Origin of the sequence: Nostoc sp. WHI (assembly GCF_015714725.1) — a bacterium.
Taxonomy (GTDB): Bacteria; Cyanobacteriota; Cyanobacteriia; order Cyanobacteriales; family Nostocaceae; genus Nostoc.
The window spans coordinates 1-24,880 of the sequence record NZ_WBKM01000049.1 but is presented as its reverse complement, the minus strand read 5'-3'; the positions used below and the strand labels follow the sequence as shown (position 1 = coordinate 24,880).

The following is a 24,880-nucleotide window of genomic DNA, read 5'->3' as shown; positions in this document are numbered from 1 at the left end:
CCAACTACCCTTCAATTTTGGCGTAGACGGCGCGATGTTAAGTTTATAATATATGTACAAATTTATGTACATAAAGTAATGCTACCTTACAAAATCACATCCCCAACTGATGCGAGAAATGACTTTTTTAAGTTGTTAGAATTGGTAGTCGAAAATCATCAGGTGTATATGATCAATCGTCGCGATGGTGAAAATGTGGCTTTAATTGCTGAGTCAGATTTGGTAAGTTTGCTGGAGACAGTGTATCTTTTGCGATCGCCTGCTAATGCGCGTCGTTTACTAGATGCAATAGAGGAGTCGAAAACTGGCAAGATCCAACCTCAAGCGATCGCACAACTTCAGCAGGAGTTGGGAATTGAGCAAGAAGAAAAAGAAAGCTGAAGCTAGTGAGATTAAGCCAGTTGTTGTTAATCGAAGTCCTGGTTTTAGTTCTAAATTCAAAGAAGATTTAGCTTGGTGGTTCAAGCAAGATTTTCAAAAAGCATCAAAAATATTGGATTTGGTTACGGCTGTAATGCAAGATCCATTTGAGGGTATTGGTAAACCGGAAGCATTGAAATATATGGATGCAGATATTTGGTCAAGGCGAATTGATTTAGAGCATCGGCTTGTGTATCGCGTGGGAAACACTCAGATTGATTTTCTCGCTTGTCGGTATCACTACGAATAACTGGCTTACTTTTCAACTTGAGCATAGACCCATAGCGGCTTGTCGTTAGACATCGCTTCCAGGGGAAACGCATCTAAATTATATTGACAAAATACCATCTTCATGAATCAACACAAAAAGAATGTTTAATTTAATTTAATTCAAATGCTTATAAAATTTTTGATTAGTGGCTTAAAAGTTTAATATATCTACAGCAATTATTTATTTTTCCGAGATATTAACATACTCATGCTTCCCTTTTTATCGTAAATAAAAGGGTTTAAGAACATGCAGTCTACACGTAGCGTCAGTTTCAGTCTGTGCTTACAGAGCTTTTTGGAGAAGATATAAGCAATTGCTATCTTCCCTGGTAAGAAGTGTCAGTGAATAGTTATCTGAGCTATTCACTGATTTTGTTTAAGATAACTTTGTCAGAAATCCCAATAATTTTTTCGTCCTTGATGTTAGGAGTGTCCGACGATAAGCATCAGCTGCTTTCTTAATAGCTTCGGCTTGAGTGGGATAAGGATGAATCACACTGCTTAACTTACTCAAACCTATCTTATTTACAATTGCCGTAGTCACAACTGATATCATCTCACCCGCATGACTGGCGACAATAGTTGCACCGATAATTTTATCAGACCCCTTGTTATGGTGGATTTTGAGAAATCCTGACTCTTCATCATCAGCGATCGCTCGGTCTACACTATTAAAAGGTATCTTGATTGTCGTCACTTCAATGCCTAACTTCTGCGCCTCGTGTTCATACATCCCGACATGGGCAATTTCAGGGTCAGTATAAGTTACCCAAGGCATTACCAGACTACTAAGTTTAGAGCGTCCTAAACCAAAGGGAGAAAATAGCGTATTTTTAATCACAATCCGCGCTGCTGCATCAGCAGCATGGGTAAACTTCCAGTTCATGCAGATATCGCCAGCTGCATAAATTTTGGGATTGGTCGTTTGGAGGTAATCATTTACTTTTACACCTTGACCCTTGTCGTATTCTACCCCCACTGCTTCTAAATTTAAACCTTCTACATTTGGCGATCGCCCCGTACCGACTAAAATTTCATCTACTGTCACCGAATCTCGATGACCATTGGAGGAAAAGTAAAGCCGTTTCCCCTCGGTAACAGTTACTACCTCTTCTAACTTGGAATTCAACACGACGCGAATTCCTTCGCTAATCAAAACTTTTTGGAGAATTTCCGCAGCCTCAGCATCTTCTTTATTCAGAAGATGAGAGCCGCGATGGAAAAGTACCACTTCACAACCCAAGCGCCTGAAAGCTTGCGCCAACTCGCAACCAATGGGGCCGCCACCAATTACAGCTAAACGTTCCGGTCGTTGAATTAGGGAAAAAACCGTCTCATTAGTTAGATAACCCGCTTTTTCAATTCCTGGAATCGACAGTTGTGCGGCTCTGGCGCCAGTAGCAATTACAGCTTTTTTAAACCGCAGAGTTTTGTCGCCAACTTCTACGGTATTTTTACTCGCAAATCGACCGCTACCGAAAAAGACATCGACCCCCAACGATGAGAACCGCTCTGCTGAGTCGTTATGGCTGATATCAGCTCTTACTCGCCGCATCCTTGTCATGACTTTGGGAAAATCAACATCAATATTATGTTGGGGAATATTAACTCCCAAGTCTTTGGCGTTCCAGATTTCGCCAACTACGCGAGCAGAGCGAATCACAGTTTTAGATGGTACGCAACCAAGATTTAAGCAATCCCCACCCATGAGATGCTTTTCAATCAACGCCACTTTTAAGCCTAAATCTAGACCTGCTGCACCCGCCGCCACTACTAATCCCGCCGTACCAGCACCAATTACTACCAAGTCGTAAATATCGGCTGGTTGAGGATTAACCCAATTTGGTGGATGGACGTAAGATACTAATTTTTGATTATACTCATCCATTGGGCGAACAGTGACTCTCTCGAATTCTGAATTAGTCATCGTAGCAAATTGAGGGTTAAAGTTTAAACGCAGAGGGGCGCAGAGGGAAGCGCAAAGTTTCGCAGAGAAGTTTAATTATTGCTCACTTTTTCTTCTAAAGCTTTTTGGGCAATACGGGTTATATAAATTGTAACGGCGACTGTTGCAATAAAACCTACAATCCGAATTGTCCATTGGATGGTGGGGTTGCTGGGTTGAGCTTCGGTACCAATCATGGCAAGATTACCCGCAAGGGAACCAATATAAACGTACATAATGGTTCCGGGAATCATGCCCACGGAGCCGATAAAATAATCTTTGAGTGAAACTCTTGTGATACCAAAGGCATAATTCAATAAGTTAAAAGGAAATATTGGGGACAGTCGCGTTAACAAAACAATTTTTAATCCTTCTCTACCAACAGCTTGGTCAATAGCGGCAAATTTTTTGTTATCTGCGATTTTACGCGCAACCCAGTTTCTTGCTAAATAGCGTCCGACGAGGAAAGCAGCAGTAGCGCCGAGGGTGGCACCGATGAACACGTAAAACGAACCCCAAACTACGCCAAAGATAACACCAGCTCCCAAGGTAAGGATGGAGCCTGGGAAAAAAGCGACGGTAGAGATAATATAAAGTCCAATAAAAGCGATCGCTCCCACTGTACCAAGGCTATCAATCCATTGCAACGCATTCCGTAAAATCACTTGGGGATTGAAAGAATTTTGATTTGCAGATTCTTGTGCCAAGGCAAAGTCTGTATTTAACAAAAAAGCAATCGCAAATATTAGTAATAGGCATATATTTAGTCTCAAAAACTTCTGCGAGTTAGTCGGAGTAAAAATTTTAGGTATCTTAATTATTTTTAGTTTCATCATCAGTTATTCCTACTGTTGATATACTTTGAGCAAGAGCTTTCTGGGCAACTTTTGTGATATAAACAGTCACGAGAATGGTAGCAATTAACCCAACTACTCGCATTACCCATTGCCAGATTTGAGTTTCTGGAGTAGTTGGTTGATTAGATGTGTTAATCATGGCCAGATTACTGGCTAAAGAACCAATATAAACGTACATTACAGTACCGGGAATAATAGCAAAGGAACCTAATATATAGTCTTTGAGAGAAACCTGTGTGACTCCAAAAGCATAATTTAATAAGTTAAAGGGAAAGACGGGAGAGAGGCGAGTTAATAAAACAATTTTCCATCCTTCTTTGGCAACTGCCAAATCAATCGCTTTAAATTTAGGATGTTTGTCCATTTGTCGAGAAACCCAATCCCGCGACAAGTAGCGTCCAACGAGAAAAGACAAGGTAGCTCCGATTGTTGCAGCAATTAGCACATATATTGACCCCCAAAATACTCCAAACAAACAACCACCTTTTAGTGTTAGGAGAGAACCTGGTATAAACAGTAATGTTGCCAAGTTGTAAATGGTTATATAGGCGATAGGCCCTAAAGTACCAAGGCTGTGAACCCAAATGACTGAGTTTTGCAAAAGTCCTTGAATGTTCAACAGTTTGGCAGAAATTATCAAAGTGCCAACTAGGCAACATAACAGTAATAGTTTGAGCTTAGATTTTAATATACGTTTCTTCATTTTTATGCCCAAAAGCAAAAATATTTATTTTGAGATGCGTAACACGAGCAATAATACGTCCTTGTTTCAGAGCCAATAAATTTATTTATGGGGTTTCCCCCCTGCCCCCTGCCCCTTTTCCTCTTCGCTGACCTTCTGAGGCTCAATGTTGAAATTTACACCTCGAATCCGATGTCACTAAGATATACTATCCACATGAAAAACAGCTTAAATTTTCTTAAATTTATCTTGGCGATACCAGCGATGAATTCGCTCAGGTGAAACACCAAGTAAATAAGCAATAATTACTACTTGATTAAGTAACGTAGTTTTGAACACTCCCTTTTTTACCCATCTACGGGCTGAAGTGAGAACAGGTGTGGGGATAATTACAATACGTCCGATGCGTTTTAAACGACACATGAGTTCAAAGTCTTCCATAATTAGCAATTCGGGAAAGCCGCCAATTTCCAGAAATACTTTTCTTGTTAAAAAAATTGCTTGGTCGCCGTAGGGCATTTGGCAAAAATGCGATCGCACATTTACTCCCCACTCTACCCATCGTAAACTTATAAATGAGGCATTAATCCGCAACTTAAAGGCACCAGCCACAGTCCCAGATTGTTGTAGTGCTGTGCGAATCATCTCATCGAACCCAGTCGGTAAACGGGTATCTGCATGAAGAAACAGCAGAATATCACCGCTAGCAGCTACAGCACCAGCATTCATTTGAGCAGCACGACCGGGAGATGATGAGATAACTTTGACACCTAAAGACTGAGCTATTTTTACTGTGTCATCCTTTGAGCCACCATCTACTACAATTACCTCTACATTTGTACTGGGTTGGGTAATTGCAATGGCTTCTTTGATATTTCCGGCTTCATTGAGAGTTGGAATAATAATCGAAATTTTAGCAGCGCCAATATTTTGACTCATGATTACTGAGTTTTCTTTTCCAGTTGGTCATAGAATAAATCTCGCCTGAAAGAATTGCAGATAGAGGTGTACGGATGTGTGCCTCTACTAATTTTTACGGAAAATGCGGTAAATTTTTTGTAGAAGCTGAAAATAATTCGGTACAACTATCATAGGGCTTTCCGGGATGAGTCGAGACGCTTTGGTGGTGGGAATTAATACGTATGACCGATTAAAATGTCTCAACGTACCAGCTGCCGATGCTGAAGCGATCGCTCAAATCTTACAACAGTATAGCTAAGTAATTTTCAAAGAACGAATTAAATTATCACAAATATAACTGCCCTTAGTACAATTATATTAATTAGCTCCAATAGCTACTTTGTCTAGATTACAGGGTGAAAATGCCAGCAAAAGATGTGTACCACGATGCGGTTAAAAATGCCTTAATTAAGGATGGTTGGATAATTACAGCCGATCCTTATCCAATTAAGTATGAAGAAGTTAAACTGTTTGCCGATCTTGCTGGTGAAAAAACCATTGCTGCGAGTAGAGAAGGAAAACAAATTGTTATTGAAATTAAAAGTTTTCTGAGTCGTTCTCCTATGCGTGATTTTGAAACCGCATTAGGTCAATATCTCATTTATAAAGCTCTACTTTCTCTTGAATATCCTGAAAAACAATTATATTTGGCGATAGGGGAAATAATTTATGAAGATTTCTTTCAAAAAGTTGCAATTCGATTAATTGTGGAAAAATATCAAGTCTCACTATTAGTTGTTGATATGAATAAACAGGAGATTCTGAAATGGACAAGTTAACTCAATATCAAAATCTGATTAAGAAAGTTTTAACAGAGTATCAAAGGATTTCGTCACAATTACCTGTTGTTGATGTGGATGAAGTGTTAATGTTTGATGATGAGAGAAGTCAATATTTGTGGTTCAATATTGGTTGGAAACAAGGGAAAAGAGTTAAGGGAGTTTCTGTCTATATTCGCATTAAAAATGAAAAAATTTACATTGAAGAAGATTTGACCGAGGAAGGAATGGCAACTGAATTAATGAGTTTAAATGTTCCCGCAAGTGATATTGTGTTGGCTTTTCAGCCTCCAGAAGTGAGGAAATATACTGAGTTTGCAACGATTTAAATATTATTTCCTATCTCTATTCTTTAACAAAGATTATACAAGTACAACACGGCAGAAACTACTATCTCAATATAATTACTATGACAGCGATCGCTATTAACTTAAACCCCATCATCCAACTCACTGACAACCAATTTTATCAGTTGTGTCGGGAAAACCCTGAAGTCAAATTTGAACGGAATGCAGCCGGAGAACTACTGATAATGCCACCTACAGGCGGAGAAACTGGAAATCGTAATTTTGAAATTTCTGTTGACTTCGGAATTTGGAATCGCCAAACTCAGTTAGGGATTTGCTTTGATTCTTCCACCTGTTTTAAACTTCCCAATGGTGCAAACCGTTCTCCTGATGTCGCTTGGATTAGACAAGAGCGATGGGATGCACTTACACTCGAAGAAAAAGAAAAGTTTCCAGCGATCGCCCCAGATTTTGTTTTAGAGTTAATGTCACCCAGCGATACTTTGAGAGAAACGCAAGAGAAAATGCAAGAATATATAGATAATGGAGTGAAATTAGGTTGGTTAATTAATCCTAAAATGCGTCAGGTAGAAATTTATCGTCTTGGTCAACCAGTGGAAATATTAACATTTCCACAACAATTATCAGGAGAGGATATTTTACCAGGATTTATTTTAAACTTGCAAATTATCTGGAAATGAATACTTATTTATGACAGCGATCGCTATTAACTTAAACCCCATCATTCAACTCACCGATAACCAATTTTATCAGTTATGTCGGGAAAATCCTGAAGTCAAATTTGAACGGAATGCAGCCGGGGAACTTCTAATCATGCCACCTACAGGCGGAGAAACTGGAAATCGTAATATTGAAATTGCAGCAGATTTTGTGTTTTGGAATCGCCAAACTCAATTAGGAATTTGCTTCGATTCTTCTACTTGCTTTAAACTTCCCAATGGTGCTAACCGTTCTCCTGATGTCGCTTGGATAAGTAAAGATAGATGGGATGCACTCACAACCGAAGAACAAGAAAAGTTCCCCCCAATTGCCCCAGATTTTGTTTTAGAGTTAATGTCACCCAGCGATACTTTGAGAGAAACGCAAGAGAAAATGCAGGAATATATCGATAACGGAGTGAAATTAGGTTGGTTAATTAATCCTAAAATGCGTCAGGTAGAAATTTATCGTCTTGGTCAACCAGTGGAAATATTAACATTTCCACAACAATTATCAGGAGAGGATGTTTTACCAGGATTTATTTTAAATTTGCAAATTATCTGGAAATGAATATTCATTGATTGCGGATAGCTTGCTCAAATTCAACAACAGCATCGTACTGGTCAGGCATAGCGATATAACGCAGCAGCAAAGCTGGATCTAAGTCGGGAAAAAACCCACTTCGGTCTACTTCTTCATACTCGCCACCTTTGCTAAGACGGAATATTTTTATTTGATTAGATTTCCAAAACCAAACTTCCGGGACTTTTTTAGGCTTATATAACTCTTTCCTGTTAATAGTGCCACTGATGACAATGATTTCAATAACAATGTCAGGAACTTCCCTTTCTACACCAATGCTGTAAGACTCATCCGGTGTGCCAGAAGCATACCCCAGTTCTTCCAAAGTGAAACCGCCACGTTTGTAAAACCGGATGCCCAACTTTTTCATATAAGCTTCTAGCAGCAAGCCAAGGGTACTTTTAACTTTTTCATGTTTATCTCCAATAGGGGACATAATTTCTAAGATTCCTGACAAATAAGATAGTCGAACATTACGGTTCTCTTGAAGTTGTGCCTCAATCCCTTTGAATTGCTCCCAAGAAACATCCTTGAGAGTTACCAGTTTTTCTTCTGTGGGTTGCTCTACAAGCGGGATAGTCATAACAACACTTTATTTTTGATTAATTTACATGAGAGGCTTAATATTAGGAATTCCCGGCACAACTTTATAGGTACGCCGGGGAGAAGATCAATTAATCCCTTTTCTCACCAATTCTGGAATTTGAGAAGGGCGTTCAGCTACGGGAACTTGTACTTCTTTCAAAGCAGCTAATTTACTTTGGGCTGTGCCAAAATCAGGAGCGCGGCCAATAACTGTTGCTAAAGTCCCAGTTTGACGCCAAGTTTTTCCTGGTGGTGCTTGTCTCCCGGCAATGTAGGCAATTACTGGTTTATCAATTGCCTCAGCAATGTACTGCGCTGCTGCTTCTTCACTACCACCACCAGGTTGACCGACTAAAACGATCGCTTGTGTCGTTTCATCTTCATCAAGAATTTGCAGCCATTGGAGAAACGAAGAACCAACGATCGCATCACTACCAATGCTGACACTAATCGACTGTCCCAAACCAGCTTTTGTTAATTCGTAGGCGACTTCGTAGGTGAGGGTGCTGCTACGACTGACGATCCCCACTGGCCCAGGTGTATAAAATTCGCTAGGTTGAGTTCCTAAGAGAATTTTTCCTGGTACAATAATCCCCGGACTGTTTGGCCCGATTACCAAGGTTTCACAGGCTTCGGCTTTGCGGAGCAATTGCACCATATCCAAAGGTGGCACTCCAGCAGTGATAATAATAATCTGGCGAATATCAGATGCGATCGCTTCCAATGCCGCATCTAGCACATCGTAAGGATCTACACAGATAATCGTCGTGTCAATTGCTCCAAATTGTTCAATTACCTCCTCCACTAAGTCATATACTGGCAACTCGTACAATTCCTGTCCACCACATCCAGGATTGACACCAGCTACCAAATTTGTACCATAAGCTTTCATTTGAGCGGCATGAGTGCCTGATATAAATTCACAAAAGCCTTGAATTAACACTTTACTATCTGGCGTTAGGTTCATAAAAAATTACCGTAAGTTTAGCAACTCAGAGAGTTGAGCCACTGGACATTAAAACGACACTGTAAACGTGTCGTATTGATTCAATTTTTACTGAAATTTCTAACTTTTAGGGTTACATTTCAAAATTCATCTCCTGTAGTAGAAAATAATACCAATTGAATCAAACAAAGCTACAGATTCAAAACAATAAAACCGATACGAATTATTGATCACTACTTCTTATTAGCAGTTGGTTTAGCAAGACGAACTGCTGCCGCGATCGCCTCATCTAAATTTTCTAACACTATCAACGTATCGCTGTGGATTTTTAGTGTTGCTAAATATTTTCTAGCTGCATTAAACTCGGAACCAGCAAGCCGGACAACCAAGGGTGGAAAATTAAGTTCTCGCCGACTTTTACTACCATTAGAACGTCCAATATGTGATTTAAGTTCGCTCTTGTCTTCCTGTACAAATTTGGCTATAACTTCAGCCACTTCTTCACTCTGAGGAATACTACCCAAAAAGTTAATTAGTATTACTTCAATGCTTTTGTCAGCGTTTAGAATTTTCAGACCTGTCTCTAGGCGATCGCGGAAAGTAGTTGGTGTAGTATCTGTGAGAAAAGCATGACGTAAATTCAAACAAACACCTGGTTTGCCACCAGCATTGGCGACTAAATCCAAAGTTGCCATCACTGAACCAGTACCATTACCTAAAATACCGATTTTTCCGTGCATTTCTACACCATCCCAGTTGCCCAAAATACCGTTGATTTCAGTATTGGTATGACGGCTGATGATTTTTGCCGCCATCTCGGCGAGGTCTGGATGACGCTTGATCGCCCGTTCGTTGACCCTGACTTTACCATTAAGAGCCATAACTTGATTATTAGCGCTGACTGCCAAGGGATTAATTTCGACCAAATCCAGGTCTTTTTGGATAAATAAGTGGTACATCTTCTCCACAACGCTGCTTACTGACTGCATCAGCGTCCCCTGTAAGCCCATTTTCAAAGCCAGTCGTCGGGCATAAAATGGCGAGAATTCCTGTTCGACGACGACATGGTGCATTCTTTCCCCAGCAGATTCCCAATCAATGTCTGCTTCTTTGCAACCTAAAAGTACTGGTCGGCAAACAGCAGTGTCTAAAACCACTGCGAGATAAAATTCCTGGCTGGCGTCGTATTGAGCTTCTGCTAGTACAACTTCCGGCAATTCGCCCCATATTGGTAGACTAAAGATATTTTGAGCAGCTGCGATCGCATCGATAGTCGTTTCCGCAAACCTGACTCCACCAGCTTTTGCCCGTTCAGCTCCATGTACTTGAGATTTTAGTACAATTGGAAAGCCAATTTTTAAACGTTTCAAATCTGTAGGATGGTCTATTCGTTGGGAGGGCAATACGGGAATGCCTATTTTCCCAAACCATTCTTTAACTTGATACTCTAATAAATCCATTGATGCACCTTGTATTGACACTTTCCAAGCCTTTGATTGATGCTGTCTGAATATTTTGCAGCACCTTTCTTACAGAATTAAGCTTTTGGCAGCTATAAAAATTTATTTTTCACGGATCAATTTTATCGAATTCAGCAAATGAGGCAAATTAATTTCTATAGCTAACCTGTTTGTGCCAGAGCCACAAGACGTAATTAATCTCCTCAGTAGGTTTCTCAGCATAGAAGATAACTAGCATTTCTGTCAAAAACCTCTGACAGAGCATCGTTTCCTAAACCTTTAAATAAGTTTGCCATACTTGCTCTAGAATTAAAACTTTCTAAGGCAGTAGCTCGTGTAAGTTGAATTGTCACAAAGTTAGGACTTACGCAAAACTACACGGGGTAGGGGCAATTCATGAATTGCCCCTACCTAAAAATCACTCTTTTCAGCTATTGTTTGCGTAAGTCCTAAAAGTAATGTCATAGAAATGCTCAAAAACTCTATTATTCCCATTTGTATTTCAAATTCATCCCTGAAGACGGATTATCTAATTTCGTCTGAAAATGTAGCGAGGCAAACAATTACTTCTCTTTTAATTTTTGGTTAAAAGTCGGAATTTGTGTTAGAAAGTTGGTCGTTCAGATTTTGAGCCTGTAGTTGGTTAAACCGTGTATTTGCATTCAACAAACGGAATAAGTTTGTTTCAACCCCTTAAAGATAATCAAAACAATATAGAAATTTAGCGGGAAAGCTCTATGAAAGTAGCAGTCCAGCAGCAAGACTTACAGCTTTTAGCCAAAACTTTGCAGGAACAATTGCTTGTAGAAGTCCCATCGGCTGAAGTCTTCGAGGTTAAGTGTGCTGTCAAAAAAGACGAGCTAATGGTTTTAGTGCAACACACATCAGATGTAATAATTAATACTCAGCTAATTTTTGCAGTACTTGAGGAAGTACTCCAGTCTCTAGTACCTCACAAAGAGCAACGGGTGCAATGTTTCCTGAGAGTTTTTGGTGAACAACTGCCTTATGCCAAATGTTTTCTAACTCTCCAGCAGAGGGCGGCATGGGAAGATGGGGAAGCAACACCCGACTCATATTCCTCATCCCCTTCATCTCCCTCATCTGCTCTGACATATTTTCCATCACTAGATGAGTCTGAGGAGGAACTGTTTGACCCCTTTGCAGATGCGCCAAATTTATCGGTTTTAAAATCAGCACGCCAAGTCCAACCTATCCTGTTGGGTGCAGTCTTGCTGGGAATTATAGTTTTAGGCGGTGGTGCTTATTTCTTGACTCGCCCTTGTGTGATGTCTGAGTGTAAAGAAATACAAAACGCCGAGCAATTAAAAACAAAATCCCCGCAACTGATGCGCCGCGCCAAGTCTGAAAAAGAATTAGTAGCTGTACAACAGCAACTTGCACAAGCCAGCGCAGCTTTGAACACAATTCCTAGTTGGGCACCCCGTTATCAGATGTCAGAAGAACTAAAAGCAAGTTTGTCTGGGCGGTCAGAAAAAATCAACCAGGTGGTAAAGGCTTTGCAGTTGGCATCCTTGGCAGCACAAAAAGTTCAAACTCCCGCATATAGTCTAGAGGAATTACAAGCTAGGCAACATTTATGGCGACAAGCTATAGCGCCACTAGAGGCGATAAATTCCAGTAGTGAACTCTATGGGCTAGTGCAAGGTAAATTACTTAATTATCGTGTTCGTTTGCACGCTGTAAATCAGCAGATATTTACTGAGGAAAAATGGCTAAAAAAACTAACGGCAGCAAAAGCTGTAGCCAATGCAGCCCAGAACCGGGAAGCTACTGCTAAATCTTTGAATGACTGGCAAAAGGTACGGTCTACTTGGCTGGTGGCAATTAATGCCTTGAATATCATTCCCCAAAGTAGTACTGGATACCAAGAAGCTCAAAAGCTACTGATAGATTATAAACCTAAACTAGCAGTAGCACGCGATCGCGCCACTAAAGAACAATTAGCTGTTAAAACCTACCAACAAGCCGTTAGCACTGCCAAGCAAGCCAAAGTTTATGAGCAACAAAAGCAATGGCAAGCAGCTACGACATACTGGGATCAGGCTTTGCGCTCTGCTGAACAGATTTCCCGTGATAGCTTGTACTACACTCCGGCTCAATCCCTCATCGAATCTTATTCAGCCGCTCTCAAGCAAGCACAAGAAAAACTCCAAGTTGTTAGTAGTTTGCAACAAAGCCGTACTGACTTGAATAAAACCTGTATTAATGGAATTCGGATTTGCACCTTCACCATAGACAACAGAGGGATTATTGTCCGGTTAACCCCTGAGTATGACCAAGTAAGGCAAAATAGCTTGGTTAATCCAAATTCTCAAATGTCAAATACTGCTGTTGACATTAGCAATCACTTGCAGACCCTACGAGAAGCCCTAGCTGTAATCAGCGACAATGCCAACTTGTCCCTTTTCCTTTATGATTCTCAAAGTCAGGTAATTTATACACGGACGCTAGGAGAGTAGAAAAGTTAGGAATTAGGGTAAATATCCTGGCAGTTCACCTGCTCAGAGAGGATGTTACATTCAAGCAAATCCTTTGTGGCTAAAAATTCATCAAGCAAACTCAACATACTCAATAATTGTTCCATCAGGATGCATCGCTCGCATATTGATTCCAGTGGGAACTTTGTTAGGTTCCGCTAGAATCACTGCACCTTGCTGAGTAAGTGCTTCTCTAAAATCATTAAGTGAGTCAACGAGGAATGTTGCCTGTATACTCTTGAATGGAGAGAGTGTTTCAGCTGAACCTGCAATTAAAAGAATCGAACCTACACCTGCGAGTTCCAACCCAGCCTCGGAATACTGAAACCACAACCAGCATTTTTCTGTAAAGAGGTCTTCATAGAAAGCGATCGCCTCATCCAAGTCTATGGGATTAAGATAGACTCTAGTTAGAACTTTAAGAATTTGCATTGCAACCTTTCATTAGGCAACTATTACACAACGGTGTAAATAAACCACTCCTTCTAAATCAATCAAACGCTTTCGGTATAAAAATTACGTCAGCGAGTCAGATGCTCCTAGTAGACGCTACGCGAACGCTATCGAGCGTCATTACGTATTTTTCCTAGAGGTACTAGTGTATTTTATTGTGCTTGCTTGGTAATCTTAGTTTACTAATATTGATCAAGAGATAGCCTATTTTCAATTTGAAAAAGGTCTTCAACTCTCTGTTCACTTAGCTCAAGATACGTTGCTTGCTATCAATCGAAATGCATTTCATTTCTACACCTTTAGCCCCACATAAGTCATCTGTATAGTAATCACCAATATATATACATAACGAAGCATAAGTATCTGGTTTGAGCAGTGTGATGCCTAAAATCAGTGCTAACGCTTGAGCAAGAAAACTGGGTAAGAGAAGTGTTGGAGAAGGTAAACTAAAAGTTATCCTATTTAATCAGTCTACTTACGAGGAAAAACCTATGGCGATGGTTCTAGATAAAGTAGTTCCTTTTGGAAGGTCAATGGATGAATATATAAAAATATTTAATTTAACAAACGCAGATTTAAATAAAAGAATCATTGGAGTTGGGGACGGGCCAGCAAGCTTTAATGTTGAAATGACACATCAGGGTAAAAGTGTAGTTTCTGTTGATCCACTATACCAATTTTCCGGGGATGAAATATTGCAAAGGTTTAATGAAGTAGTAGATAACATCATTAACCAAGTAAAAGCTACACCGAATGATTGGGTATGGAGCTATCATAAATCTCCAGATGACTTGCGACACAATCGCGTGAAAGTAATTCAAAAATTTTTGTCTGATTATGAGATGGGCAAAAAAAACAATAGATATACAGTTGGTGAATTACCAAAATTGGCATTTAAAAATCAAGAATTTGACATAGCCCTTTGTTCACATTTATTATTTTTATATTCAGACCATCTCGATTATGATTTTCACCTAAATTCAATAGGTGAGATGCTGCGTATTGCTCAAGAAATCCGAATATTTCCCCTGATAACTTTAATGTGGAAACCTTCACAACATATAGATGAAATAATAAAACATTACACTTCAAAAGGTTACAGTATAGATATTGAAAAAGTTGAATATGAACTACAACCTGGTGGAAATCAGATGTTGAGGATAACTAGAGATAATATAATTCGTAATTCGTAATTCGTAATTTTACTCCTTACTCAGTTTCACCCTTTTTCGCCCTATGCTACCAGTCATCTATTCCGACGAATTTCTAGATCACAAGACTGGAAAATACCATCCAGAGAAGCCAGAACGGTTGATTGCGATCGCTAACGCCTTAAAAGCAGCTACCTTTGCAGATAAAATTGTCTGGCGATCGCCCACACCAGTTTCAGAACAGCCATCATTGATGTCTTTATTGGTTAAAGCTCATAGCCCAGCGTACATCAAAAAAGTTTGGGAAATTGCCTCTAGTGGCGGCGGCCCTTTGGATGGAGATACACCTGTTTCCCCACGTAGTTATGATGTGGCATTGTTAGCAGTAAGTGCTTGGTTGGATGGAGTTAAAGCTGTGTTAGAGTCGGCTAATCCGGCTTTTGTACTGGCGCGTCCACCAGGACACCATGCTGAAAGCGATGCGGGTATGGGCTTTTGCCTCTTTTCTAATGCCGCGATCGCCGCTTTCTTTGCCCTCGAACAACCCGGAATTAACCGCGTTGCCATCCTCGATTGGGATGTGCATCACGGTAATGGTACTCAAGCGATCGTTGAAACTCATCCGCAAATTGCCTACTGTTCCCTACATCAGTACCCATGCTATCCCGGTACTGGGAGAGCAACAGAACACGGTTTTCACAATAATGTGTTGAATTTACCCGTACCTCCTGGTAGTGATATTTCAGTATATCAGCCGCTATTTGAAAAACAGGTAGTACCGTTTTTAGCAACCTTTCAGGCGGATTTATTGATTGTGAGTGCTGGTTATGATGCCAATGCGGCAGATCCTTTGGCAAGTATCAATTTGCAATCAGAAGATTATGGTTTGTTCACTGATTATTGTCTAAAGCTAACTCGTAAAGTTCTCTTTGGCTTGGAAGGTGGCTACGATTTTGACGCACTTTCTCAATCAGTTGTAGCGACGATTGAACGTTGTTTACTTTAAAAACTTCTTTTTTCTAAGTGAAACCTCGGAATCACTGATTGAGTGGCTTTCGTATATCCACTGAAATAAAGGCACATAACAAGTAATTTACTCCGTAAATTTTTTAAACGTATCTCTTTTAGATTTCACAATATAGTATGCAGAAATAAGTGATTTGTGTATACTATATTGTCATAATTATTTGTGACTGAAATTTACCAATTTAACAACCATATTTCCGTAAATTTAGGGCGACACAGCTTTTATTCTAACTTCACCCTAAGTAATTTCTTTGACAAATGCTTTTTCAAATTCATCAAATCTTCAGAAATAAAAAGTTTGAATGGTGTTCTGAAACAGCTAAAGTTTTGTTAAGATGCAATTGCTAGCACTTTCTCATCGAAATTCACCTATCAGGGTGTGGAGAAATAAAAAGTACTAGCAGCACAAAATTCAAAGGGTGAAGCAATGACCACCTACATTTTTTTTGATGAAGCCTTACAGATGCTGACCAACGCCTATTTGATATCAGCAATACTGTTAATAGCAGCTTCTGCTATAGGTTTGGCGGTAATTGAAACAATAGAAAAGACAGGAGAACGCTAAGTTCAGACATATTAGTGCACTTATTGCCAAAAACCATTAGTGGTTCAGGTGTTCGCCGTGAAGAAATTCTGGGAATACTAAGTTACAAAAGTCTCACAGCGTTGCATTCTCACCTGTAAATCCACCAAACAGGTAGCTGTACCACTATTGAGACCCTAACCAAGGAGCTACTACAATGGGTCTATTCGACGCTGTGTTGGGGACAGAAAGCCAAACTCAAACAGCACTCAATCCAGCAGAAGCTTTTGCTGTTATTGTCTTAATAGCAACAGCCTCAGACGGTTATCTTTCTGTTGAGCAAGCAAATTCTATTACTTCTGTGCTGTCTCGGGTGAAAATTTTTAAAAGTTATCCCTCTGAGATGATGAATAAGCTGTTTGACAAAATCCTAGACATTCTCCGGGGAGATGGTTTTAATACTTTATTTAATATAGCTAAAGAATCTTTATCCCAAGACCTGCGCGAAACAGCTTTTGCAGTAGCTACCGATTTAGTCTTAGCTGAAGGTATAGTAGCTGAAGAAGAAAAAAACTTCTTAAATGATTTATATCAGGCGTTAAGCGTTTCTAGTGAAATTGCAATACCAATTATGCAAGTAATCTTGATTAAAAATCGAGGATAGGCCAATAAAACCTATACCTAATTAAAGCATATAAGTCGAGCCTTAAATACGTATCAACAAAGCCTGAAATCAATTGTATCCTTACTGGGTCTAATTTTAATGTTGCCAGCAGCCGCAAACATTCTGTTTTCACCTGCGGACGTTCCTCTCTTGGAATATTCATCTTCGACATCAATGCTGCTGCCACCGGATTTGGCTGAGTTATGAAATCCTGCCAACTTAAACGATTCAACTGAATTGCTGCAAACTGAAATTCCAGTACCTTAAAGTCGCCAAATGTGACGCGATAATTTTGAGGTTCAGCCTGTTTGGGTTCATCAAAAGAAAAAATCACAACTGGGTAAATCGCTAAATCATATTTTTCATGGAGACGCGCAAAATACTTAAACATCCGCTTCGCAAATGCTATCTCAGTGTAAGATTGATTTTCAACGTGAATTAGAAAACAAGTGTCTTGCTGCTGATAACGCACCTCAATAATTCGCAATTGCCGACAAATTGGCAATTAATTCATTCATTATTTACAAGCCAATGAAGAATTTTTCTTAGCAATCTTATTCCATGAATGGTTTATTTTTGAAAAAGCCGGAAATTTTGAATAATGAATTCTCAGCAGTGGTTATTTTGTCAAGGATGAAACACGAATACTGGAATCTCTGAATTTTGAAACCCATAAGTCTAAATCAGGATCAGGAATTGCTATTTTCATCGACTCTAGGACTTGCTGTGCCTGAGTCTGAGAATTAGTTAAGGCAAATACGGTAGGGCCAGAACCTGACATCATACCAGCACATCCCAACCCCCGAAATTCGTCTCGTAGCTGTTGCACTTGAGGATATTCTGGCAATACTACTCGTTCTAGATCATTGTGAAGCAACTGACCGATTTGCCCATTATTCCGGTCTTTGATAGCGGACATCATTTTTTCTAGACAAACTTCCTGCTGACGATTTTCTCTCGCAAGCTCATTTGTTAGGTATTGATGACGGAAAGTTTGATATGCCCAAGCTGTTGAAACACAGAGACTACGATACTTACCTAACACTACATAGAAGTCATCCAGTACTGGTAGGGAAGAAAGGCATTCACCACGTCCTGTAGCTAGTTTTGTACCACCAACAATACAGAAGGGCACATCAGATCCTAGTAAAGATCCAAGGTCTTGTAATTGCTTGTCACTTAGTTTCAGGTTCCACATCAAATTCAACCCGACCAAAACTGCGGCAGCATTTGTGGAACCACCCGCTAGTCCTGCTCCGACAGGTATTCGCTTTTGAATTGTAATTTCTACACCCCCATACTTGGCTAAAACATCAGGAAATGTTTCGGCCATCAATGCGGCTGCTTTATAAGCAAGATTGCTCTCGTCTTGAGGCACTTCTGGATGGTCGCAATGCAGGTGAATAGCATTAGTTCCGAGTGGGCGGAGGTCAATTTGGTCTGCTAGGTCAATGCTTTGGAGTACCATCGCCAGATCATGATAGCCATCCGGACGAGCGCCGATGATCTCCAAGTACAAATTGATTTTGGCTGAGGCCATCAAGGAATAGGAATGCATAAGGGAGATTTTAGAGGTTGCAGTTGAGATATTCCGTCGTCTTCTTACATAGCTCCTTTGATGTCAAAAATCTTCTGGATCACATCAGCAACGACTTTATCTGGCGTCGAAGCTCCAGAGGTAATTCCTACCACAATTGGGCCGGGTTGTAGCCAGTTTTCTTGCACTTCCAAACAGGAGTGCAACTTTTTGTATTCGATACGATTACCTGGGCCAATCCGCTCTGCGGTATCAATATGATAAGAAGGAATCCCACGCTCAATCGGAATTTCCTGGAGGTGCGTTGTGTTGGAAGAGTTAAAGCCACCAACCACTACCATCAGGTCTAATTTTTCTTCTACGAGTTGGAACATCGCATCCTGACGTTCTTGAGTAGCATCGCAGATTGTGTTGAAGCTCAAGAAATGATCATTGAGTTCATCTGCACCGTATTTACGCATGAGGGTGCGCTCAAATAGCTTACCAATGCGCTCAGTTTCTCCCTTCAACATAGTAGTCTGGTTAGCAACACCCACTCGTATCAGGTCAGTATCTGGATCAAATCCTTCAGAATAAGCATGAGTAAATTTGGTCAAGAATTCTTCACGATCGCCACCATTAAGAATATAGTTGCAGACGTACTCAGCTTCTTGCAGATTTAGGACGATAAGATATTTTCCTGCAAAGGAACTGGTAGCGATGGTTTCTTCATGCTTGTACTTGCCGTGGATAATTGAAGTGTAATCGCCTTTTTTGTGTTTCTCGACACTATTCCACACCTTAGAAACCCAAGGACAGGTTGTATCCATGATTTTGCAGCCTTTTTGGTTCAATAACTGCATTTCTCCAAAGCTAGCACCAAAGGCAGGCAAAATAACTACATCTTCTTTGGCAACAACCGAAAAATCCTTCTGTCCTTGCTCATTAACTGGAATAAATTCAACCTGCATATCCCTCATGTTTTCGTTTACCAAGGGATTGTGAATCAGCTCGTTAGTGATCCAAATGCGCTCTGTAGGAAATTGCTGACGTGTTTCATAAGCCAAGGCGATCGCCCTCTCTACCCCCCAGCAAAATCCCATCGCTTTTGCTAGTTGAATTGTGACATCACCTTGTTGCCAAGTAAAGACATTCTCCCGGATCTGCTGGATTAAATTGCTCTGATACTCAAAATGCACCTTTTCGGTAACTTGGGCGGCGTGCCCAAATCCCTTGCGATAGTAATTCTCAGAACTATGGAGCGATCGCTTAAAGGCTTTTGTATCCATTTTACTTGTTCCTTTTATTTAGTTAGTTCTAGCTGTAATAAAATCTGCGATCGCACATAGAGGTATAGCTTTCTCACCCAAGGGACTTAGTTCAGCCTTGGCTTCGTCAACTAAATTTTGTGCTTGACGTTTGGACTCTTCAATGCCCCATAAACTTGGATAAGTTACTTTCTGGGCTTTTTCATCTTTACCCGCAGTTTTCCCTAATTCTTCAGTAGTTGCAGTCACATCAAGTACATCATCAACTATCTGAAACGCTAGACCGATATTGCGTGCATAGTGAGTCAGCCGTTGCAAAAGATCCTGATTGGCTCCTGCTAAGATTGCTCCACTCAGAACTGAGGCTTCTAATAAAGCTCCAGTTTTATGGGCGTGAATAAATTTCAGTGTTTCTACATCAATATTCTGCTTTCCCTCAGATTCTAAATCGAGTACTTGCCCACCAACTAAACCTGTTGCGGCAACTGCATAACTCAACTTGGAAACGACTTGCAACAAGTGTGTAGGCTGTACATCTTTTGTTTTTTCGACAATAAAACCAAAAGCATAGGCTAAAAGTCCATCACCTGCGAGAATGGCAATATCTTCGCCATAAACCTTATGGTTCGTCAGCCGACCTCGCCGATAGTCATCGTTATCCATTGCAGGTAAGTCGTCATGCATTAGAGACATAGTATGAATCATTTCCAAGGCGCAAGCAGTTGGCATCGCCATTGCGATTGTGCCTCCAGATAGCTCACAGCTAGCAAGACACAGAATCGGACGCAAGCGTTTTCCCCCAGCTAGTAGGGAATAACGCATCGCCTCATAGATTTTTTCTGGATAGACTACTGTGATTGACTGGTCAAGCGCTGCCTCTACTTCGACTCGTTTTTCTGATAAGTAGGCTTTGAGGTCAAAGGTTGCTTTGTCTGTTTTGCGCTCAATTACCTGACCAGCGTCAGGTTGAGAATTCCGTAATGCTCGTTCAAAGACTTGAGTATTCATTGGACTTATTTCCTAATACATAGTGACCAAATCAATTAGTTAGCAGTGTTAACTGTTAAGGTTCAACCCAACGGCCATCGGCTTTGATTAAATTAATCAATTCTTCAACGCCATTCGTCTCTGGCACTTTTTTGATTTCTTCGCGCCCACGATACAGGGAAATATAACCAGGTTGTTTGCCGACATAACCATAGTCTGCATCTGCCATTTCACCGGGGCCGTTAACAATGCAGCCCATCACGGCAATATCCAAACCTGTTAAGTGTTTAGTAGCTTCTCGCACCTGATGCAAAACTTCTTCCAGGTTAAACAAGGTACGACCGCAAGATGGACAAGCCACATACTCCACCATAGTCTTCCGTAGTCCCAGCGCTTGCAAAATGCTGTAGCCAACGGGAATTTCTTTTTCCGGCGCTTCTGTCAGAGAGACACGGATGGTATCACCAATACCATCGGCTAACAAAGTGGCAATTCCGGCAGTGGATTTGATTCGACCGTATTCACCATCACCTGCTTCAGTCACGCCCAAATGTAAGGGATAGTCCATGCCTAGTTCATCCATCTGCTTTGCTAATAGACGATAGGCTGCAACCATCACAGGCACTCTGGAAGCTTTGAGCGAAATAATCAAGTTGCGGAAGTTGAGGGATTCGCAAATCCGAATGAATTCTAAAGCTGATTGTACCATCCCTTCTGGAGTGTCACCATAAGTAAACAGCATTCGTTCAGCTAAAGAACCGTGGTTCACACCTATCCGCATAGCTTTTCCTTGATCTCGTAGAGAAACAACCAAAGGTTCTAGAGTTTCACGGATTTTGTCGCCAATTTCATCAAATTCGGCTTGAGTATATTCGGTGCGATGGTCGTTAGGTTTCTCAAATACATACAGCCCTGGATTAATCCGCACCTTATCTACATGGTTTGCGACTTCCAAAGCAATCTTCATGCCATTGTGGTGGACATCAGCAACCAGAGGAACTCTTTGGTATGTTTCTGTAAGTCTTTGCTTAATTTGAGCTACTGCTTTAGCATGAGCCAAACTCGGCACGGTGACGCGGACAATCTCGCAGCCGATGGCATGTAAGCGCCGAATCCCATCTGTTGAGGCTTCTACATCCAGAGTATCTTCATTAATCATCGACTGCACGACCACAGGGAAACCGCCGCCAATCGTGACATCACCGACGCGAACTGGACGAGTTTTCCGCCGGGGGATCATGGTGCTAGTTATACTAGCTTCGGAAGTGACCGGAGTTGATAGAGTTTGCATAGGTTACTATTTAGTGTCAAATACAAGTTGATAAGAAGATGTTTGTTAAGTTCAGTTGAAAATGCGATACCAAAGAGTTCTGATTCCTAAATCAAAGAGTGCGCCAGTTGTTAAGCTGGACTCAAATCACCACTAGAAGATACGATCGCGAACCGAGCTATAACCTTAAGGATTTGTCAGGGTGAACTCAAAAGTATCAGCCCTGTATGCGATCGCACTCCTACTTAACCTGAGTTCGACGTAATGAAATTAAAGAGCGATCACATGACAATTGTGGGTGACGAGTCAAAGCTAATAGCAATTAGGTATATAGCAATCCGATTTGAGATTTGAACAGAGAAAATTTGGAAGGACTATGAATCAGGCATCCTACCAACGTACTATTTACAACTCATTTAGGATTGCTATAAGCCATTAACTATTAGACCTGGATTGTATACCACTAAATCTCAACCTTATCAACCCAACTTTGATAGAATTCTCTGAACTTCAAGGCGGGTCGGTCGTGCTTAACATAAGCCCCTCCCTTATCATCGTTTAGGGTATTAAAAACTGGTATATCCTGCGCGCCAACAGCTTTGTTTTGCAAACCAAAAACTGCATAGGAAACTAGATCCTGCCAGAAAGAGCCAGTTTTCTTGATCATGAGCACAACATATTCGGTTGTATTGTTTTCGCCCACCGGAGTGATCCCTTGCATCATGGAAACCTTTTCCTTACCGTTAATATAAATTGTGAAAAAATGTCCACTAGGCCAGGTGTCTATTCGCGTCATAAAGGTTTCAGTATTTAACCCTAAAACCTTGGCTAATGCATTTATTGGCCCAAAATACAAATACCTCTCAATTTTGGTTTCAACTAAAGCCCCATACCTGGCTTCATTTTTAGTGCGTGGTTCGCTCTGCGAATCTGGAGGAAGCTCATCAAGCAGAGTGACTTGAATGGAGGTAGTGGGAGTGGGTAGCTTATGTAGTGTGGCTAGATGATAATGGTCATACGGATTTTCTAGTACCCGTCGCACCGTCGTTTTGGTGTTGAATGTGAAGGAAAAAGGCATATATTTATGCCGCTCGTCTTCAGCAGGTGGAAACTCAGGCAAGGGAAACAGAGGAGAAGATGCGATCGCTTTGCGCCATCGCCACCTAGTTATTACCTTCAGAATTTGTCAGGCTAAACTCCAAATGCGATCGCACTTCTACTTAGGTCAGCCGCAATTGTTGGTACATCAATTTTGGCTGCCCTTGAGTGGAGAGTCTGTTTTAAAGGTGTTGAATTATTCTTTGGAGGGCATAGCAATGTACCAAGAAGCGGCAAGATTCAATGGGTTTTTATCGACAACCGTTGCCGATTTTGTTTGATTAGACTGTGTGCGTTTTTCAATAATTTCTGTCATTTGTTCCTACCTTTTTGTAGATATAATTTTGTACAAAGCGCGAGGTGTTAAAAATGTGAGAGTAATGTTTAGCATTACTAAACTTGGGAGTGATTTAACAGATTAACTGGCGATGTTTTGTAATTAATGTTTTCATCATTGAGTAGCTGTTAAACTTTTTCAAACTCTGGCAGTTTCAATTCCTTGGGGTGTCGAATCTCAATTTGGATTCGCTCTGCAATTTGAGAGGGAGTTAAGCCGACAGCCGCCATAGATTCTTCGGGAGTCGCATGATCTACTAATTGATCAGGCACTCCAATCCGCATCACTGGCACCACTACATCGTGATCTAGCAAAACCTCTGCCACTGCTGATCCAAAGCCCCCCATTAAACAACCTTCTTCCAGGGTGACAACTCGACCAATCCGCGCAGCTAGAGGCACAATCAAATCAGTATCCAAGGGTTTAGCAAAGCGGGCATTAACCACAGTAGCTTCAATGCCGTATTCACTGAGGATTTGTGCTGCCTGCATCGCTGGGTAAACCATTGAACCAAATGCCACCATCAGGACATCATCGCCGTGGCGGAGAATTTCACCCTTACCAATAGGCAGAGTTTCCCAGCCTTCTTCCATTAAAGCAATACCGTAGCCGTTGCCACGTGGATAGCGCATAGCAATAGCGCCGTCGGTGTAGTTAACGCCGGTAACAAGCATCTGCTGTAGTTCTGCCTCATCTTTAGGAGCCATCAGCACCATGTTAGGAATGCACCGCAGATAGGCGATGTCATACATCCCTTGGTGTGTAGGACCGTCGGCACCGACAATACCAGCTCTATCCAGACAGAAGAAGACAGGTAGATTTTGGATACAGACATCATGAACGATTTGGTCAAAAGCTCGTTGCAGGAAGGTAGAATAAATTGCTGCCACAGGACGCATCCCTTCACAAGCCATACCCGCAGCCAGGGTGACGGCGTGTTGTTCAGCAATACCAACGTCAATGTATTGCTCTGGCAGTTTAGCTTGGAATTTATCCAAGCCGGTGCCGGTGGACATGGCTGCGGTAATGGCGACGATTTTGGGATTATTTTCTGCTAATTTGATTAAGGTTTCAGCAAAGACTTTGGAGTAGGACGGGGGTTTGGGTTTATTGGAGGCGATCGCTTTACCAGTGGTCAGATTAAATGAGGATTGGGCATGGTAGCCGACTTGATTTTGTTCGGCGATCGCATAACCTTTTCCTTTTAATGTTGCTACATGCACCAGGACTGGCCCAACAATCTTGTGTGCTTGCTGGAAAGTTGTAATTAATTCCTCTAAATTATGTCCATCTACTCAATACCTTCGCCAAAAAAAGATTATGAAGAGAGAGGGCTGGCGTAGTAGAGTTATTGTCTCTCACAACGACAACTCAAAAACTACAAGCAGCCCATGTTCAACATCTTATCACTGTTACAATGCCTGTTACCGCAGATCAACGCTACAACGATGCGGCAATTGAACCAAATAATCCTGGCGATGTTAGCAATGAGCGGTCGAGTCACTATGTTGGGAATTTCGCGTTGGGCAGGCATTGGTGGTAGTTATCGGACGATGTTGCGGTTCTTTCATACAGTAATTCCTTGGGCGACGT

28 protein-coding genes and 1 pseudogene are annotated in these 24,880 nt (G+C 41.0%); 14 read left to right on the top strand and 15 right to left on the bottom strand.

Annotation, left to right across the window (positions count from 1 at the left end; translation table 11 throughout):
- Positions 1-78: 78 nt before the first annotated feature.
- Entirely contained in the window at positions 79-381 is a 303-nt protein-coding gene (locus tag F8S12_RS04910) for a type II toxin-antitoxin system Phd/YefM family antitoxin (protein ID WP_196515202.1), read from the top strand.
- Positions 356-670: a Txe/YoeB family addiction module toxin gene (locus tag F8S12_RS04905; protein ID WP_196515200.1), complete on the top strand. Its 315-nt coding sequence runs from the start codon at positions 356-358 to the stop codon at positions 668-670. The genes F8S12_RS04910 and F8S12_RS04905 overlap by 26 nt, the downstream gene beginning before the upstream one ends.
- A 396-nt stretch (positions 671-1,066) precedes the next feature.
- On the opposite strand, the gene F8S12_RS04900 is transcribed toward F8S12_RS04905, so the two are convergent.
- The 4 genes from F8S12_RS04900 to F8S12_RS04885 form a co-directional block, all read right to left on the bottom strand.
- A complete protein-coding gene (locus F8S12_RS04900; protein ID WP_196515198.1) occupies positions 1,067-2,617 on the bottom strand; it encodes a mercuric reductase in 1,551 nt (516 codons plus the stop codon).
- Between the two features lie 71 nt (positions 2,618-2,688).
- Positions 2,689-3,471 (bottom strand): TVP38/TMEM64 family protein, encoded by a 783-nt coding sequence (locus F8S12_RS04895; protein ID WP_196515196.1) that lies wholly within the window; start codon positions 3,469-3,471, stop codon positions 2,689-2,691.
- Positions 3,449-4,195: a TVP38/TMEM64 family protein gene (locus F8S12_RS04890; RefSeq protein ID WP_196515194.1), complete on the bottom strand. Its 747-nt coding sequence runs from the start codon at positions 4,193-4,195 to the stop codon at positions 3,449-3,451. The genes F8S12_RS04895 and F8S12_RS04890 overlap by 23 nt, the downstream gene beginning before the upstream one ends.
- Positions 4,196-4,402: 207 nt before the next feature.
- Positions 4,403-5,113, bottom strand: coding sequence for a TIGR04283 family arsenosugar biosynthesis glycosyltransferase (locus tag F8S12_RS04885; protein ID WP_196515192.1), 711 nt, complete (start codon positions 5,111-5,113; stop codon positions 4,403-4,405).
- A gap of 166 nt (positions 5,114-5,279) precedes the next feature.
- Between F8S12_RS04885 and F8S12_RS04880 the strand changes: the two genes are divergently transcribed.
- The 5 genes from F8S12_RS04880 to F8S12_RS04860 all read left to right on the top strand — a co-directional run bounded on the left by F8S12_RS04880 (position 5,280) and on the right by F8S12_RS04860 (position 7,490).
- Complete coding sequence (locus F8S12_RS04880) at positions 5,280-5,393, top strand: caspase family protein (RefSeq protein ID WP_196515190.1); 114 nt, start codon at positions 5,280-5,282, stop codon at positions 5,391-5,393.
- A gap of 103 nt (positions 5,394-5,496) precedes the next feature.
- Positions 5,497-5,913: a XisH family protein gene (locus F8S12_RS04875; RefSeq protein WP_196515188.1), complete on the top strand. Its 417-nt coding sequence runs from the start codon at positions 5,497-5,499 to the stop codon at positions 5,911-5,913.
- Positions 5,901-6,242, top strand: coding sequence for a XisI protein (locus F8S12_RS04870; RefSeq protein WP_196515186.1), 342 nt, complete (start codon positions 5,901-5,903; stop codon positions 6,240-6,242). The genes F8S12_RS04875 and F8S12_RS04870 overlap by 13 nt, the downstream gene beginning before the upstream one ends.
- A gap of 80 nt (positions 6,243-6,322) precedes the next feature.
- Positions 6,323-6,901: a Uma2 family endonuclease gene (locus F8S12_RS04865; protein ID WP_196515184.1), complete on the top strand. Its 579-nt coding sequence runs from the start codon at positions 6,323-6,325 to the stop codon at positions 6,899-6,901.
- 10 nt (positions 6,902-6,911) lie between these two features.
- Positions 6,912-7,490, top strand: coding sequence for a Uma2 family endonuclease (locus tag F8S12_RS04860; RefSeq protein WP_196515181.1), 579 nt, complete (start codon positions 6,912-6,914; stop codon positions 7,488-7,490).
- 4 nt (positions 7,491-7,494) lie between these two features.
- Here F8S12_RS04860 and F8S12_RS04855 read toward each other — a convergent pair whose 3' ends face one another.
- The 3 genes from F8S12_RS04855 to F8S12_RS04845 all read right to left on the bottom strand — a co-directional run bounded on the left by F8S12_RS04855 (position 7,495) and on the right by F8S12_RS04845 (position 10,493).
- Complete coding sequence (locus F8S12_RS04855; RefSeq protein WP_196515179.1) at positions 7,495-8,085, bottom strand: Uma2 family endonuclease; 591 nt, start codon at positions 8,083-8,085, stop codon at positions 7,495-7,497.
- A gap of 87 nt (positions 8,086-8,172) precedes the next feature.
- Positions 8,173-9,054 carry a succinate--CoA ligase subunit alpha gene (locus F8S12_RS04850; protein WP_196515176.1) on the bottom strand — a complete coding sequence of 294 codons (882 nt, stop codon included), beginning with the start codon at positions 9,052-9,054 and terminating at the stop codon, positions 8,173-8,175.
- A 212-nt stretch (positions 9,055-9,266) separates the two neighbouring features.
- Positions 9,267-10,493, bottom strand: coding sequence for a succinate--CoA ligase subunit beta (locus tag F8S12_RS04845; protein ID WP_196515217.1), 1,227 nt, complete (start codon positions 10,491-10,493; stop codon positions 9,267-9,269).
- A 737-nt stretch (positions 10,494-11,230) separates the two neighbouring features.
- Here F8S12_RS04845 and F8S12_RS04840 point away from each other — a divergent pair.
- Positions 11,231-12,976 carry a hypothetical protein gene (locus F8S12_RS04840; protein ID WP_196515174.1) on the top strand — a complete coding sequence of 582 codons (1,746 nt, stop codon included), beginning with the start codon at positions 11,231-11,233 and terminating at the stop codon, positions 12,974-12,976.
- A 90-nt stretch (positions 12,977-13,066) separates the two neighbouring features.
- Here F8S12_RS04840 and F8S12_RS04835 read toward each other — a convergent pair whose 3' ends face one another.
- Entirely contained in the window at positions 13,067-13,426 is a 360-nt protein-coding gene (locus tag F8S12_RS04835; protein WP_196515172.1) for a VOC family protein, read from the bottom strand.
- A 512-nt stretch (positions 13,427-13,938) separates the two neighbouring features.
- Between F8S12_RS04835 and F8S12_RS04830 the strand changes: the two genes are divergently transcribed.
- The 4 genes from F8S12_RS04830 (at position 13,939) to F8S12_RS04815 (ending at position 16,811) form a co-directional block, all read left to right on the top strand.
- A complete protein-coding gene (locus F8S12_RS04830; RefSeq protein ID WP_196515169.1) occupies positions 13,939-14,640 on the top strand; it encodes an SAM-dependent methyltransferase in 702 nt (233 codons plus the stop codon).
- 43 nt (positions 14,641-14,683) lie between these two features.
- Entirely contained in the window at positions 14,684-15,604 is a 921-nt protein-coding gene (locus tag F8S12_RS04825; RefSeq protein WP_196515166.1) for a histone deacetylase family protein, read from the top strand.
- Between the two features lie 447 nt (positions 15,605-16,051).
- Entirely contained in the window at positions 16,052-16,189 is a 138-nt protein-coding gene (locus F8S12_RS04820; RefSeq protein WP_196515164.1) for a hypothetical protein, read from the top strand.
- A gap of 175 nt (positions 16,190-16,364) precedes the next feature.
- On the top strand, positions 16,365-16,811 hold the full coding sequence (locus F8S12_RS04815; RefSeq protein WP_196515162.1) for a tellurite resistance TerB family protein: 447 nt from the start codon (positions 16,365-16,367) through the stop codon (positions 16,809-16,811).
- On the opposite strand, the gene F8S12_RS04810 is transcribed toward F8S12_RS04815, so the two are convergent.
- The 6 genes from F8S12_RS04810 to F8S12_RS04785 all read right to left on the bottom strand — a co-directional run bounded on the left by F8S12_RS04810 (position 16,795) and on the right by F8S12_RS04785 (position 22,930).
- A complete protein-coding gene (locus tag F8S12_RS04810) occupies positions 16,795-17,316 on the bottom strand; it encodes a hypothetical protein (RefSeq protein WP_230967798.1) in 522 nt (173 codons plus the stop codon). The genes F8S12_RS04815 and F8S12_RS04810 overlap by 17 nt on opposite strands.
- Positions 17,317-17,430: 114 nt before the next feature.
- Positions 17,431-18,369 (bottom strand): 4-(cytidine 5'-diphospho)-2-C-methyl-D-erythritol kinase, encoded by a 939-nt coding sequence (gene ispE, locus F8S12_RS04805; protein WP_196515160.1) that lies wholly within the window; start codon positions 18,367-18,369, stop codon positions 17,431-17,433.
- 44 nt (positions 18,370-18,413) lie between these two features.
- Positions 18,414-19,616 carry a 4-hydroxy-3-methylbut-2-enyl diphosphate reductase gene (locus F8S12_RS04800; RefSeq protein ID WP_196515159.1) on the bottom strand — a complete coding sequence of 401 codons (1,203 nt, stop codon included), beginning with the start codon at positions 19,614-19,616 and terminating at the stop codon, positions 18,414-18,416.
- An 18-nt stretch (positions 19,617-19,634) separates the two neighbouring features.
- A complete protein-coding gene (crtE, locus tag F8S12_RS04795; protein WP_196515157.1) occupies positions 19,635-20,603 on the bottom strand; it encodes a geranylgeranyl diphosphate synthase CrtE in 969 nt (322 codons plus the stop codon).
- A 55-nt stretch (positions 20,604-20,658) separates the two neighbouring features.
- On the bottom strand, positions 20,659-21,873 hold the full coding sequence (ispG, locus tag F8S12_RS04790; RefSeq protein ID WP_196515156.1) for a (E)-4-hydroxy-3-methylbut-2-enyl-diphosphate synthase: 1,215 nt from the start codon (positions 21,871-21,873) through the stop codon (positions 20,659-20,661).
- Between the two features lie 442 nt (positions 21,874-22,315).
- Positions 22,316-22,930 carry a hypothetical protein gene (locus F8S12_RS04785; protein WP_196515152.1) on the bottom strand — a complete coding sequence of 205 codons (615 nt, stop codon included), beginning with the start codon at positions 22,928-22,930 and terminating at the stop codon, positions 22,316-22,318.
- Here F8S12_RS04785 and F8S12_RS04780 point away from each other — a divergent pair.
- Positions 22,914-23,231, top strand: a complete 318-nt coding sequence (locus tag F8S12_RS04780) for a hypothetical protein (RefSeq protein ID WP_196515150.1) — start codon at positions 22,914-22,916, stop codon at positions 23,229-23,231. The genes F8S12_RS04785 and F8S12_RS04780 overlap by 17 nt on opposite strands.
- A gap of 184 nt (positions 23,232-23,415) precedes the next feature.
- On the opposite strand, the pseudogene dxs reads toward F8S12_RS04780, so the two are convergent.
- A pseudogene (gene dxs, locus F8S12_RS04775) lies at positions 23,416-24,582 on the bottom strand (1-deoxy-D-xylulose-5-phosphate synthase); the annotation flags it as partial.
- A gap of 96 nt (positions 24,583-24,678) precedes the next feature.
- Between dxs and F8S12_RS04770 the strand changes: the two are divergent.
- Positions 24,679-24,880, top strand: a 202-nt coding sequence (locus F8S12_RS04770) for a transposase (RefSeq protein ID WP_196515149.1), incomplete at its 3' end; no start/stop codon positions are given.

Excerpts from the sequence above, each read along its gene's own strand:
- F8S12_RS04910 (WP_196515202.1), top strand. The coding sequence starts at position 79 with ATGCTACCTTACAAAATCACATCCCCAACTGATGCGAGAAATGACTTT.
- F8S12_RS04900 (WP_196515198.1), bottom strand. The coding sequence starts at position 2,617 with ATGACTAATTCAGAATTCGAGAGAGTCACTGTTCGCCCAATGGATGAG.
- F8S12_RS04895 (WP_196515196.1), bottom strand. The coding sequence starts at position 3,471 with ATGATGAAACTAAAAATAATTAAGATACCTAAAATTTTTACTCCGACT.
- F8S12_RS04890 (WP_196515194.1), bottom strand. The coding sequence starts at position 4,195 with ATGAAGAAACGTATATTAAAATCTAAGCTCAAACTATTACTGTTATGT.
- F8S12_RS04885 (WP_196515192.1), bottom strand. The coding sequence starts at position 5,113 with ATGAGTCAAAATATTGGCGCTGCTAAAATTTCGATTATTATTCCAACT.
- F8S12_RS04880 (WP_196515190.1), top strand. The coding sequence starts at position 5,280 with ATGAGTCGAGACGCTTTGGTGGTGGGAATTAATACGTATGACCGATTA.
- F8S12_RS04875 (WP_196515188.1), top strand. The coding sequence starts at position 5,497 with ATGCCAGCAAAAGATGTGTACCACGATGCGGTTAAAAATGCCTTAATT.
- F8S12_RS04870 (WP_196515186.1), top strand. The coding sequence starts at position 5,901 with ATGGACAAGTTAACTCAATATCAAAATCTGATTAAGAAAGTTTTAACA.
- F8S12_RS04865 (WP_196515184.1), top strand. The coding sequence starts at position 6,323 with ATGACAGCGATCGCTATTAACTTAAACCCCATCATCCAACTCACTGAC.
- F8S12_RS04860 (WP_196515181.1), top strand. The coding sequence starts at position 6,912 with ATGACAGCGATCGCTATTAACTTAAACCCCATCATTCAACTCACCGAT.
- F8S12_RS04855 (WP_196515179.1), bottom strand. The coding sequence starts at position 8,085 with ATGACTATCCCGCTTGTAGAGCAACCCACAGAAGAAAAACTGGTAACT.
- F8S12_RS04850 (WP_196515176.1), bottom strand. The coding sequence starts at position 9,054 with ATGAACCTAACGCCAGATAGTAAAGTGTTAATTCAAGGCTTTTGTGAA.
- F8S12_RS04845 (WP_196515217.1), bottom strand. The coding sequence starts at position 10,493 with ATGGATTTATTAGAGTATCAAGTTAAAGAATGGTTTGGGAAAATAGGC.
- F8S12_RS04840 (WP_196515174.1), top strand. The coding sequence starts at position 11,231 with ATGAAAGTAGCAGTCCAGCAGCAAGACTTACAGCTTTTAGCCAAAACT.
- F8S12_RS04835 (WP_196515172.1), bottom strand. The coding sequence starts at position 13,426 with ATGCAAATTCTTAAAGTTCTAACTAGAGTCTATCTTAATCCCATAGAC.
- F8S12_RS04830 (WP_196515169.1), top strand. The coding sequence starts at position 13,939 with ATGGCGATGGTTCTAGATAAAGTAGTTCCTTTTGGAAGGTCAATGGAT.
- F8S12_RS04825 (WP_196515166.1), top strand. The coding sequence starts at position 14,684 with ATGCTACCAGTCATCTATTCCGACGAATTTCTAGATCACAAGACTGGA.
- F8S12_RS04820 (WP_196515164.1), top strand. The coding sequence starts at position 16,052 with ATGACCACCTACATTTTTTTTGATGAAGCCTTACAGATGCTGACCAAC.
- F8S12_RS04815 (WP_196515162.1), top strand. The coding sequence starts at position 16,365 with ATGGGTCTATTCGACGCTGTGTTGGGGACAGAAAGCCAAACTCAAACA.
- ispE (WP_196515160.1), bottom strand. The coding sequence starts at position 18,369 with ATGCATTCCTATTCCTTGATGGCCTCAGCCAAAATCAATTTGTACTTG.
- F8S12_RS04800 (WP_196515159.1), bottom strand. The coding sequence starts at position 19,616 with ATGGATACAAAAGCCTTTAAGCGATCGCTCCATAGTTCTGAGAATTAC.
- crtE (WP_196515157.1), bottom strand. The coding sequence starts at position 20,603 with ATGAATACTCAAGTCTTTGAACGAGCATTACGGAATTCTCAACCTGAC.
- ispG (WP_196515156.1), bottom strand. The coding sequence starts at position 21,873 with ATGCAAACTCTATCAACTCCGGTCACTTCCGAAGCTAGTATAACTAGC.
- F8S12_RS04785 (WP_196515152.1), bottom strand. The coding sequence starts at position 22,930 with ATGCCTTTTTCCTTCACATTCAACACCAAAACGACGGTGCGACGGGTA.